The sequence below is a fragment of the Chitinophaga sp. genome (assembly GCF_039596455.1).
Classification (GTDB): domain Bacteria; phylum Bacteroidota; class Bacteroidia; order Chitinophagales; family Chitinophagaceae; genus Chitinophaga.
The window spans coordinates 1001459-1013268 of the sequence record NZ_JBCNJR010000001.1 but is presented as its reverse complement, the minus strand read 5'-3'; the positions used below and the strand labels follow the sequence as shown (position 1 = coordinate 1013268).

At 50.9% G+C, this 11810-nt stretch carries 13 protein-coding genes; 6 read left to right on the top strand and 7 right to left on the bottom strand.

Annotation, left to right across the window (positions count from 1 at the left end; all coding sequences use genetic code 11):
• Positions 1–10: 10 nt before the first annotated feature.
• The gene (locus ABDW36_RS04255; protein ID WP_343700634.1) at positions 11–370 is read right to left on the bottom strand and encodes a hypothetical protein; all 360 of its coding nucleotides are present in this window, start codon (positions 368–370) and stop codon (positions 11–13) included.
• A gap of 315 nt (positions 371–685) precedes the next feature.
• Between ABDW36_RS04255 and ABDW36_RS04250 the strand changes: the two genes are divergently transcribed.
• Positions 686–2104, top strand: a complete 1419-nt coding sequence (locus ABDW36_RS04250; protein ID WP_343700633.1) for an ATP-binding protein — start codon at positions 686–688, stop codon at positions 2102–2104.
• Between the two features lie 45 nt (positions 2105–2149).
• On the top strand, positions 2150–3589 hold the full coding sequence (locus ABDW36_RS04245; protein ID WP_343700632.1) for an ATP-binding protein: 1440 nt from the start codon (positions 2150–2152) through the stop codon (positions 3587–3589).
• 75 nt (positions 3590–3664) lie between these two features.
• Here the strand turns inward: ABDW36_RS04245 and ABDW36_RS04240 are convergent, their stop codons facing one another.
• Positions 3665–3817 carry a lmo0937 family membrane protein gene (locus ABDW36_RS04240; RefSeq protein ID WP_123845999.1) on the bottom strand — a complete coding sequence of 51 codons (153 nt, stop codon included), beginning with the start codon at positions 3815–3817 and terminating at the stop codon, positions 3665–3667.
• Positions 3818–4037: 220 nt separating this feature from the next.
• Here ABDW36_RS04240 and ABDW36_RS04235 point away from each other — a divergent pair, with 220 nt between their 5' ends.
• Positions 4038–4493: a PA2169 family four-helix-bundle protein gene (locus ABDW36_RS04235; protein WP_343700631.1), complete on the top strand. Its 456-nt coding sequence runs from the start codon at positions 4038–4040 to the stop codon at positions 4491–4493.
• 257 nt (positions 4494–4750) lie between these two features.
• Here ABDW36_RS04235 and ABDW36_RS04230 read toward each other — a convergent pair whose 3' ends face one another.
• The gene (locus tag ABDW36_RS04230; RefSeq protein WP_343700630.1) at positions 4751–4948 is read right to left on the bottom strand and encodes a CsbD family protein; all 198 of its coding nucleotides are present in this window, start codon (positions 4946–4948) and stop codon (positions 4751–4753) included.
• Between the two features lie 236 nt (positions 4949–5184).
• Here ABDW36_RS04230 and ABDW36_RS04225 point away from each other — a divergent pair, with 236 nt between their 5' ends.
• From ABDW36_RS04225 to ABDW36_RS04215, 3 genes are all read left to right on the top strand, one after another.
• Positions 5185–5649 (top strand): response regulator, encoded by a 465-nt coding sequence (locus tag ABDW36_RS04225; protein ID WP_343700629.1) that lies wholly within the window; start codon positions 5185–5187, stop codon positions 5647–5649.
• Between the two features lie 66 nt (positions 5650–5715).
• The gene (locus ABDW36_RS04220) at positions 5716–7158 is read left to right on the top strand and encodes a sigma-54 dependent transcriptional regulator (RefSeq protein ID WP_343700628.1); all 1443 of its coding nucleotides are present in this window, start codon (positions 5716–5718) and stop codon (positions 7156–7158) included.
• 12 nt (positions 7159–7170) lie between these two features.
• Entirely contained in the window at positions 7171–7617 is a 447-nt protein-coding gene (locus ABDW36_RS04215) for a low affinity iron permease family protein (protein WP_343700627.1), read from the top strand.
• On the opposite strand, the gene ABDW36_RS04210 is transcribed toward ABDW36_RS04215, so the two are convergent.
• From ABDW36_RS04210 to ABDW36_RS04195, 4 genes are all read right to left on the bottom strand, one after another.
• Positions 7618–8106 (bottom strand): VOC family protein, encoded by a 489-nt coding sequence (locus ABDW36_RS04210; RefSeq protein ID WP_343700626.1) that lies wholly within the window; start codon positions 8104–8106, stop codon positions 7618–7620.
• Positions 8107–8296: 190 nt separating this feature from the next.
• Positions 8297–9637 (bottom strand): anaerobic C4-dicarboxylate transporter, encoded by a 1341-nt coding sequence (locus ABDW36_RS04205; protein WP_343700625.1) that lies wholly within the window; start codon positions 9635–9637, stop codon positions 8297–8299.
• A gap of 129 nt (positions 9638–9766) precedes the next feature.
• Positions 9767–11173, bottom strand: a complete 1407-nt coding sequence (gene aspA / locus ABDW36_RS04200; RefSeq protein ID WP_343700624.1) for an aspartate ammonia-lyase — start codon at positions 11171–11173, stop codon at positions 9767–9769.
• A 94-nt stretch (positions 11174–11267) separates the two neighbouring features.
• Complete coding sequence (locus tag ABDW36_RS04195; protein ID WP_343700623.1) at positions 11268–11759, bottom strand: hypothetical protein; 492 nt, start codon at positions 11757–11759, stop codon at positions 11268–11270.
• Positions 11760–11810 lie beyond the last annotated feature (51 nt).

The following is an 11810-nucleotide window of genomic DNA, read 5'->3' as shown; positions in this document are numbered from 1 at the left end:
ATTGGGTGACTCATTTATTTGGGAAGGGGAAGCGGTCCCGCTTGTCTACCAGGCTTTCCGTGTCCCGGTCGTCTTCCACCATCAGGTCTGGAGACTTCTCCTGCACATCGTTGTTTTCTTCACTGCCGCCAGGGTCAGGAATATCCTGCTGGGGAGCCGTATCCGGATCTTTTTCCGGCTCGGATTGCGGGTCGCTGGGTTTACGTTCTATTTCCCGCTTGGGAATTTCCTTGGGAATATCCGGTGTTTCGTAATCCTGGTCGTTTCCGGGCTTAGGCTGACCACCACCCTGTCCACGGTCTCTTTGTTTGTCCCCTTCGCGCCCCGGTGGTTGGGGAGCTTGCTTGTTCTGATCAGCTTGGCTTTTCATGACGCTCTGTTTTAAGGTGTAAAAAATGTAGATCTTCTTCTGAACATTACCGTATATACAGTTCAAACAACATTCCACAAGCCCGGTATCACTTTTGCGCACAAAAGCGGCAACAGCAATATAATTTAGGGTCAGACAGGGTTTCAATGGCTGTTACATGGCATTTTAGTATTTTCATAGGGTCAAAGAGGGCCCATATGCAGGCATCCCGCAGAGAGCAATGGCGTTGTGCTTGTAGAAATAGATTTTCACACTGTAGAAAATCTTGCCCAGCAAAGGCATTGGCTAAGTATCTGTTTTTAAATTACTTGAATTATGCACATCAGCGTACACAAGAAGATCAGGATAGGATTTTTTATTGCATTCACCGTAATTGTGGGCGCCTCCATCCTGTCTTACCTGATAGCCAAAAACCTGATGCTGAACGCTGAGCGCCTTAACCATGCCGTTGAAGTGTCCAAACGGCTGGAGCAGATCACCAAACAGCTGAAAGATGCAGAAGCGGCCATACGCGGTTACAACCTTACCAAAGAGCAAAAGTTCCTGCAGCCCAGCATGAACGAGCGCTCCGTCAAGATAGAAAGAGATTACAGGGCCCTTCGCCGCATCACGGACGATCCCGCCCAACAGCGCAACCTGGACACGCTGAAACGTTTGCTGGACGTGAAGTATAGCCAGCTGGTAGGCGGGCAGCAGGCGGGCGCGAAAGGCAGCCGAATTTCTGTGGGAGAAGGCGAAGTGTCTATGGACAAAATAGACAAAAAAGTGTCGGAGATGATAAAGATCGAGCAGACCCAGCTCGATGAAAAATCACGCCTGTTCCAGTTCTTCTCCAGCTTGTGGATACCGGTGGTGTTCATCATTTCCCTTATTGCCATCCTCATTGGCGTGTATGCGTACGTGACGCTTACCAAAGAGTTCAGGCTGCAGCTGCATATTGAGCACCGCATGAAAGTATACCAGCGGGAGCTGCAGGAAAATATTGCCCTGCTCAACAAAACCAACCAGGAGCTGGAGCAGTTTGCCTACGTGGCCTCGCATGACCTGCAGGAACCGTTGCGGAAGATATCTACATTCTCTGACCGCCTGCAGATGAAATACCGCAACGAGCTGCCGGATGAAGCAGGGCAGTTGATAGACCGCATGGTGGCGGCGGTTTCCAGAATGCGCGTGCTGATCAACGACCTGCTGATATTTTCCCGCGCCGGCCGCATGATGCCGGAAAATGTTACACCGGTAGACATGAACGCCCTGCTGCAAGACGTGATCAGTGACCTTGACGTGTCCCTGCAGGAAAAAAAAGGCACCGTGCTGTTTGACCAGCTGCCGGTAATTGAAGGGAACGATACCGCTTTTCATCAATTGTTCCAGAACCTGCTTTCCAACTCCATCAAATTCGCATCCCCCTCTAAACCGCTGGAGATCCGTATCAGGCGGGAGCTGCTGAGCGGCCGGGAAACGGGCGTGATGAAAGAAGATAAATGGGAAGACAGCTTCTGCCGCATCACCATAGAAGATAACGGCATCGGTTTTGACCAGGCATATGCGGAAAGGATATTCCTCATATTTCAGCGGCTTCACGGCGTAAGCGAATACAAGGGCACAGGCATAGGGCTGGCCATCTGTAAAAAGATCGTGGATGCCCATCATGGCCATATTGCCGCCTACGGCCAACCCGGCAAGGGCGCCACCTTTGTGATCATTTTACCTATTAAACAGTTAAGAGAGGAATAGTTTTTGTATACTACATAGCGATCTCTACCTGGGGGAATATAGCCAATGAAAGACACATACAAGCAAATACTCATGATAGATGACGATGAGGATGACTTTTTCCTTGTCAACTCCCTGCTGCAAGATGTAGCGCCGGGCCAGTACCATATTGAATGGGCATCTACCTATGAAAAAGGCCTGGAAGCCATTGAAAAGAAGGAACACGAACTGTACCTGGTAGATTACCGGCTGGGCAAATACACCGGGCTTGATATTCTGCGCCATTTCAAGGAAATGGAGTACGAAGCGCCTGTGATCATGCTCACCGGCAAGGGAGACTATGCCATAGACAACGAGGCCATGATGGCCGGTGCGTCTGACTACCTGGTGAAGGGGGAAATAACCGGCCCTGAGCTGGAAAGGGCCATCCGTTACGGCATTATGGAATTTGCGCACCTGCGTGCTATTGCCGAGAACCGGAAAAAATATTTCGGCATTTTCGAAAAGAGCCACGACCTTATTATTCTTGCAGACTGTAATAAAAATATTATCGATGCCAACCCCATTGCCGAAAAGAAGCTGCAATACAGCCGGGACGAGCTGCTGACCATGAACCTGAAACATCTCTTCCTGCAGGAAGTGCAGGCCCTGCAATTCTTGCTGGAAATTTGCGAGGACGATGCCATTGTGCAGAAGGAATACGCCTTCAAAAACAAGCACGGCCAGAAGCTTGATGTAGTGGTGAACGCCAGCAAACTGGATGAGCAGCTGGGCACCTTTCTTTGCGTAGCGGAAGACATTACGGAAAAGAAACGCGAAGAACAGGAAAAAAGACAGCAGGAAAAGTTTGTGGTAAGCGGCCGCATTGCCCGTGTAATAGCCCATGAAGTACGCAACCCGCTCACCAATATACTGCTGGCCGTAGGCCAGTTCAGGCAGGAAGATGCGCTGAAAGATGTGGAAGACAGCCAGTCATATCTCGATATTATTGAACGCAACTGCACCCGCATTAACCAGCTGGTAACAGAGCTGCTGCAATCTACCCGCATGATGGAACTGCACCTGCACGAAGTACCGGTGAACCAGCTGGTGAACAAGGCACTGGCGCTGGCGGAAGACCGCCTGCAGCTTAACGGCATACAGTTAATTACGCGGCTTGGCAACCATGGGGTAACCGTAATGGCAGACGATGAGAAGATGAACATTGCGCTGCTTAACATCCTGATCAATGCCATAGAGGCCATGGAGCCCGGCAAAGGCGTGCTCACGGTAAGCACGGAAGAAAACGGCGGGAAGATCAATATTTATATTACAGACAATGGCGCCGGCATACCCGAAGAAAACAAGGCCCGCCTCTTCGACCCCTTTTTTACCAGCAAAAACAAAGGCACCGGCCTTGGCCTCACCTCCACGCAGAATATCATCATCAACCACCGCGGCAGCATAGATGTTGACAGTACGGTGGGGGTGGGCACACAATTCATTATTTCCCTTCCCAAATCATAAAAGAAAATGGGGAAGGAAAAATGTTCCCTCCCCATTTTCATGTATGGATTGAATTTTCACCCCTGTTCATCTGTGCTATACCGCACGCCCACGAATAATGTTAACCAATATGGCAATAATTGCCAGTACCAGCAGGGCATGTATGAGGCCGCCTGCAGAATATACAAAGAACCCCAATAACCACCCGATAATAAGGATCACTGCGATCAGATACAATAGATTACTCATGGCTTATGTTATTTGTTCACTATAGTGTAGCAGAAATATTGTGCCAATTCAAAAAGGTCTCAAAAACAGCGCTACAGGCGGCTTTGGGGAGCATCACTGTGGAGGCCTTTCCACCAACAGGGGTAAATATCCGCCATTGTTGCCGTGGATCTAAAGCTGTTGGCGGTGGCAGCGTTTTTGAAGTTTCAAGCGTATTACATCACTTTTAAAATAACAAGTTATGGAACACCAACACAGAACAGCAGACGTGCTGGAAGACCTGGTTAAAATTAATAACGACCGCATTGAAGGATACCAGAAAGCCATTACACAGACAGATGACAGTGACCTGAAGAGCCTGTTTGAAAGAATGCTGGCAGACAGCAAGCAGTACGTGGTACAGCTGAACAAATACCTGCGCGGTATAGGAGAGGACAGGGAGCGTGATTCTACTTTTGCCGGCAAGATCTACCGCACCTGGATGGACGTGAAAGTATCCTTTGGGGGTAACGACCGCCATTCCATCCTGGCATCTTGCGAGTATGGGGAAGATGCGGCCCAGCGTGCGTACCGCGAAGCCCTTGAACAGGAGCTGCCCGGAGACCTCCGTGAGATCATCAGCCAGCAGCAAAGAGCGCTCAAAGCCTCTCACGATGAAATAAGGCACCTCCGTGACGTGGAAGCCGTCAACAAATAGCCATAACATCCAGCATAAAAAACGGCCGGTGCATGCACCGGCCGTTTTTTATGAGCAGAAAGAGAAAAAAAAACTGTCCTGCACAAATTGTGCAGGACAGCGCTGGCAAGCTTTCAGGTTTTAAATATGTTTTGCTTGGTCATTTAACATTTTATCTGTCTTGATAAAAGTCTCAATGCTGCTTGCATTTTAAAACCTATTAAAGCAGCCAATAACTAAAACAACAGCTATGATAAAAGTATAACCGGTAAAAACGGTTATAAATCGTTGATCAGTCTTTTTACTTCGTTTTTCACCTCTTCTTTGGATTTGCCTAATTTCTGCTGCAATCTTCCATACAGCTCGTCTTCCTTTCCTTCTGTATACAACAGGTCATCGTCCGTCAGGTCTGCGTACTGCTGCTTCAATTTACCCTTCACCTGGTTCCAGGCTCCTTTCAGTTGTAATGATTCCATAAAATCTGTTTTGGTGTTTCTGATATAGAAAGGGCAATTTCTGTACCACCATGCCATACCGGCAAAACGGCCGGGGTTTAGGGGTGAAGTTTCGCAGAATGGGGAGGTGCCGGCGGGGAAAGTGTGGAAAGTATTCCACGAAAAAAGGCTGTTTAAACAGTTATTATTGTACGGCAAAATGTTTGCAATACCAGGAACAAGGAAATTCAACTATTTGTTATTTGTGCGAAAGACATATGAGCAGCCAATTAAATAAATACTGGAATAAATTGTTTCACGCCGATCACTTAACTCCCGGACATGCAAATAACCCCGGTGCTGGTCAAGTTCAAAAGCAAACAATGGGAGCGTTAATACTGATAATAGACGATGAACCTGATATATGCCACCTGCTGCAGCTCAGCCTCAGCAAGTACGGCTATAAGGTAAAGTACGTGCACGCGCTGAAGGAAGGAATGCAGTTCCTGAAAAGGCAGCAGCCAGACATCCTTTTTCTCGATATCCATCTGCCCGACGGTTCCGGGCTGGAAGCCTTACCTGCAATAAAATCACAATATCCTGATTTACCGGTAATTACGATTAGCGCCTATGACAACGGCATGGAAAAACAGAAAGCCCTAACAGCCGGAGCGGCCCGCTTTTTGCCGAAACCTTTTAACGTCGGGGAGTTGCAAGATATCATTTATGAGGTAAAGAGTTAGCCTGAAAAGGCCCGTCAAGTGTAGAATTAGTCGTAAATTTAATATCCGTCCAATAGCTGCTTTATTATGAAGAGTATCCTCATTATAGATGATGAAATAAACATATGTACTTTGCTCACCAAATTTCTGAGCAAACATGGATTCAAGGTAGAGAGTACCATGACCGGGGCGCAGGCCATGAAAATGATGCAGGACCACCCGTATGACCTGGTGCTTTGTGATTACCGCCTGAAAGATACGGATGGCGCCCAGCTGCTGACCAATATCCGCCAGCAGCATCCGCAAACGGTGGTAATAATAATTACGGGATATTCCGATGTTCGGATTGCGGTAGACATGGTAAAGAACGGCGCGTACGATTATATTTCCAAACCCCTCTATCCTGACGAGATACTGAGCCTCGTGAACAAGGCCCTTTCCCAGCCGGCCCCTGCGCCCGCTACCCAGGTAAATGTGGTGGAGCCGCATGCGCATGAAGAAAAGCCCATGCCCGTTTCAGAACAGCAGAAAAACGGCAGCCGCTACGTATACGGGGAAAGCGAGCCTTCCCAGGAGCTTTTCCGGGAACTGACCCTGGTGGCGCCTACAGATTACAGCGTGATCATTTTCGGGGAAACAGGTACCGGCAAGGAGTCTGTTGCCCACCTTATACACGAGCACAGCAGCCGCAAGGGGCAGCCTTTTGTGGCGCTTGACTGCGGCAGCCTTTCCCGTGAGCTGGCGGCCAGCGAGCTGTTTGGCCACGAAAAGGGGTCTTTTACCGGGGCCATCGGTACCAAAATAGGCGCCTTTGAGCAAGCCCACGGCGGCACCCTCTTCCTGGACGAGATCTCCAACCTTTCTTATGATATACAAGTGGCACTGCTGCGCGTGATACAGGAAAAACAGATCCGCCGCGTGGGCAGCATGAAAGAAATTGCGGTAGACGTGCGGCTGATCGTTGCCTCCAACGAAAACCTGTTTGAATCCGTGCAGAAAGGGAAGTTCCGGGAAGACCTCTTTCACCGTTTTAACGAGTTCACCATACACATTCCACCCCTGCGGGAAAGGATCGAAGACCTCCACTTGTTTGTAGACTCCTTCCTGTCTCAGGTGAGCAAGGAGCTGAACAAGGGAGAGGTAATGATGAGTGATGAGGTGTGGGAATGTTTCCGGCGGTACGACTGGCCGGGCAACATCCGCGAGCTGAAAAACGTGATCCGCCGCGCCAGCCTGCTGACGCCGGCGGGCAAGGAAATATCCATGGCGGCGCTACCCCTTGAAATGAAATCCGGCAGCTCTTACGTGAAAAGTCCCACCGCCAACGGAGATGCCGCCGGTGAAGAAATGCCGGACATGCCCATGCTGGATTCCAATGACCTGAAGTCTGTAGCCCTCAAGGCGGAATACAACAAGATCATCAATGTATTGAAAGCCGTCAAATACAATAAAACCAAGGCGGCCCAGCTACTGAACATTGACCGCAAAACCCTCTATAACAAACTGCGGCTGCTGAACATCAACTACTAACACCCAAGGCATATGGCCAATAAAATCCCCTTTTTTGAACGCCTGGCCAGTACCGTTACGGCGGCCACCGGCAGCCCGTGGGCTTTCATTATTGCGTTTGCCGTTATAATCGTTTGGGCCGTAACCGGCCCGCTGTTCGGGTTTTCAGACACCTGGCAGCTGGTGATCAATACCGGCACTACCATCATCACCTTCCTGATGGTATTCATTATCCAGAAAACACAGAATAAAGATTCAAAATCCATCCAGCTGAAGCTGAATGAGCTTATTGCAGCCACCAAAACCGCCAGCAACCGGCTGATTGATGTGGAATCGCTTTCTGAAGAGGAGCTGAATATCCTGCACGACTTTTATACCAAGCTGGCCGCTGTTACCAAACAGAAGCTCGATCTGAAGCATTCTCACTCCATTGAGGAAGCCATGGAAAATACGGAAGACAAGCTGAAAGCGCGGAACTGATCAGCCTTCCAGCTCCCGCAGCAGCCCCGCCAGGTCAATGCGGTGGGTATACATGGTCAATTTCCCTTCCGCATCCAGGGGCCATTGCTCACGTGGCCGGTCCCAATACAGCTCCAGCCCGTTCCCATCCGGGTCATTGAGGTACAGCGCCTCACTTACGCCATGGTCTGCAAACCCGGTAAACTGTATACCGGCGCCGCTCAGCCTTTTGTAAATGGCGGCCAGGTCTTTCCTTTCAGGGTAAAGAATGGCCACATGGTATAGCCCCGCCGTATTTTCCGGCGCCGGCGGCATGCCTTTACTATGCCAGGTATTGAGCCCTATGTGGTGGTGGTAGCCGCCGGCAGAAATGAACGCCGCCTGCTCTCCGTACATCATCATCAGCTCAAAGCCCAGGAGGCCGCAATAAAAATCCAGGGAGCGTTTCAGGTCTGAAACTTTCAGGTGCACATGTCCAATGCGGGTCTGCGCCGGAACGGTATAACTCATGTATCAGGCAATTTAGGTACAAAGATAAGCGAGTCCCTCCTGCCGCTGCTTTTTTGTCCGCTGAATAATGCAACCGCAATCGGGACCCGCATTGCGTGTACACTACAATTTCTTAGGCGATAAAAACCCTCTATCATACCTACAAAAAAGAGGTGCGGTTTGTTTTATAATTTTCAGAAACTGTTTACATCTACCAGAAAAGATGCGAAAACAGGAAGCCTGCCGCCACAGATCCGGATACCGCCACCAGGCCGGGTATCATAAAACTGTGGTTTACCAGGTATTTGCCGATGTAGGTGCTGCCTGTTCTGTCAAAATTGATGGCGGCCAGCAGCGTAGGGTAGCCCGGCAATACAAAGTCTCCATTGGTAGCCGGGAACATGGCAACCAGGTTGTTAGGCGCAATGCCCAGCAGCACGCCCAGGGGCATCAGTGCCTTGGTGGTGGCGGCCTGGCTGAACAGCAGCATGCTCAGTACAAACAGGGCAATGGCAAACGTCCAGGGGGCGGCCCTCACCATATCTCCCAGCGCCCCTTCAATGGCCGCCGTATTGGCCAGCATGAAAGTGGAGCTCATCCACACCACCCCGAAAATAGACACCACCGCCTGCGCGCCGGCAGTAAAGAGGCTGGCTTTTGCTACCTCGGTAGTGGAGGTTTTGGTGAACAGCAGCATCAGCGCCGCGGCAGACAGCATCACCAGTTCTATGACCGCCGCCATTTTTATGCTGCCGTTGGCATTCACGGCAAAGCTGGCCGCACCTGGTTCAAAGCGGGGCAGCAGGCCGGGAAAGGAGCCTGCCAGCACTATTAACAAAACCGCCGCGCCAAAAATGACCACGGAGGTTTTAGCGCCGGGTTTCAGCGGTTTGGCTTCACCGGCGGTAGAGGCGTCCAGCTCCCGCGCAAACTCGGGGTCTTTCATTTTTTCCAGGAACACCGGGTCTTTTTCCAGGTCTTTCCCCTTCTTCCATACCACTGCCACGCCCGCCAGTATGCCTACCAGGCAGGCGGGGATGCACACCCGCAATATCTGCATCAGCTCCACCTGTCCCGCCAGGATGGTGATCATGGCGGCGGTAGCGGCAGAAATGGGACTGGCGGTAATGCCCAGGTGAGCTGCTACTACGGAAATGCTCAACGGCCTTTCCGGCCTGATGCGCTTTTGGGTAGCCACTTCGGAAATGATGGGCAGCAGGGAGTAAGTGATGTGGGCCGTGCCGGCAAATATGGTAAAGAAAAACGTTACCAGCGGCCCCATGAGCGTGATCATGGAAGGTTTGCTGCGCAATATTTTTTCCGCAATGCGCACCAGGTAATCCATACCACCGGCGGCCTGCATGGTGGCGGCAGTGCTCACTACGGCCAGGATGATCAGCATGACGTCAATAGGCGGTTCCCCCGGCCGCATGCGGAATACAAAGAGGTAAATGGCAAGCGCCACCATGCCCATTACGCCCAGGCCTATGCCTTTCAAGCGGGCGCCAATGAGAATAGCTGCCAGAAGGATCGCGAATTGAAGCCAGATCATGGAATTTCCTGTTTATACATTTTGGTTTGCCCTGCCCTGCTCCGGGCCCATACAGGCATAGCCGTACAAGATATCCACTTTTGGCAAAGATTTATATAGCCGGCAGCAAATTCTGCCGGCGCGCTTGTTTTAACTGTTAATGAATTTCGGGCGGATCATGTTTTCGAACGTAAATATTTCGTCCCATTTTTCCTGGGTGACCAGTTTCTTTTCCTTCACGGCAATATCATGCACAGACTTGCCGGTTTCCAGCGCTTCCCTGGCAATGGCGGCTGATTTTTCGTAGCCTATAATGGGGTTGAGCTGGGTAACGATGCCGATGCTCTGCATCACCATGTCCCTGGTACGCTCTGCGTTGGCCGTAATGCCCGTCACACATTTTTCCCGCAGGGTGTTGCAGGCATTGGTCATGTAGGTGATGGAAGTAAAGAGCGAAAAGGCAATGACCGGTTCCATCACGTTCAGCTGCAACTGCCCGGCCTCCGCGGCCAGGGTGAGGGTAAGGTCTGCCCCTATTACGTAAAAGGCCGTCTGGTTCACCACTTCCGGTATTACCGGGTTTACCTTGCCCGGCATAATGGAAGACCCGGGCTGCATCGGCGGCAGGTTAATTTCGTTTATCCCGCACCGTGGCCCTGAAGAGAGCAGGCGGAGATCGTTACATATCTTGGAGACCTTGATGGCGGTACGTTTCAGCACGCCGGAAAGCTGTACATAAGCACCGGTGTCATTGGTAGCCTCAATAAGGTCTGTAGCCAGCACCAGCTCAAGGCCGGTAACCGTGCGCAGGTGTTTCACCACCAGCTCCGCGTAGCCTTCCGGGGCGTTTACGCCGGTACCAATGGCAGTGGCGCCCATGTTCACTTCCGCTATCAGCTTTTTGCTTTCTTCTATCCTGGCCAGCTCTTCCCTGATGGTGGTGGCAAAAGCTTTGAACTCGTCTCCCATGCTCATAGGCACGGCATCCTGCAACTGGGTGCGGCCCATTTTGAGCACCTGGCTGAACTCTTCGCCCTTTGCTTCAAAGGCATCACCCAGCGCCCGCAGGCTTTCCTTGTACAGGCTCAGCTTGTTAATGAGCGCAATGCGGAAGGCGGTGGGGTAAGCGTCGTTAGTTGACTGGGAGCAGTTCACATGGTTATTGGGATGGCAGTACTGGTAATCCCCCTTTTCTTTGCCCTGCATTTCCAGCGCAATATTGGCAATTACTTCATTGGCGTTCATGTTCACGGAAGTACCGGCGCCACCCTGTATAAGGTCTGTAATGAACTGGTTGTTGAATTCCCCGCTGATCACCCGGTCACTGGCTTTCATAATGCTGTCTGCTATCTCCCTTTTCAAGGCGCCCAGGTCAGCATTGGCCATGGCGGCGGCTTTCTTCACGTATCCCAGGGCTTGCACAAAAAGCGGCTCCACCTTCAGGGGAATGCCGGTAATGTGGAAATTCTCGATGGCCCGCAGCGTCTGAATGCCATAGTATACGTCATTCGGAATTTCCCGCTCGCCCAGGAAGTCATGTTCTCGTCTTTGATTCATAGATAAAAGCTTGATGGATTAGAATTGTTGTTTCGGTGTTCAATTTAAACAGAATGGAGCAGAAATTTGTTGCGGGCGGGCGCCCGGAAGGGTATCAGCGCGCCGGAGTGTATTGCCCGGCAGACTGTTGTTGCATTTCTCTCCGTACTTTTTCCCTTTCCTGCTGCCTGTCTTCCACCTGCCGGTATTTAAAGTAAAAATAAATGGCCAGGAAGAGGCAGAATTTGAAGAGGAGGAAAGCGGCGAAGAAGATCCACTTCCACATGCGGTGTACGGTAATATAGTCGTTCTGGTTGGGGGCAATGTTAATGAAAGTGTAGTTGGCCTTTTTGCCGCCGGGCGGCTCCTGCGGGTTGGCATCTGCCCAGTTATAGGGGGTGAGGGTACGGGCGCGTAGCTCAAGGGGAGGCGGCACGGCGTCTTCCTGCAGCAGCCGGTGCAGCGTGCGCTCTACTGATTGAAGCTCTGTACGCAGCTCAGGGGAGGCTTTCAGCAACAGCTCCATCTCTTCCTTCTCCTCCGGAGTGGAAATGCCTAGCACATAACTTTCAACCAGTCCATTGTCTATGTATTCCTGTACGTTCAATTACAAAACGGATTCAAGATCAAATAGCGGTTAAGGATGAAATACCTTTTA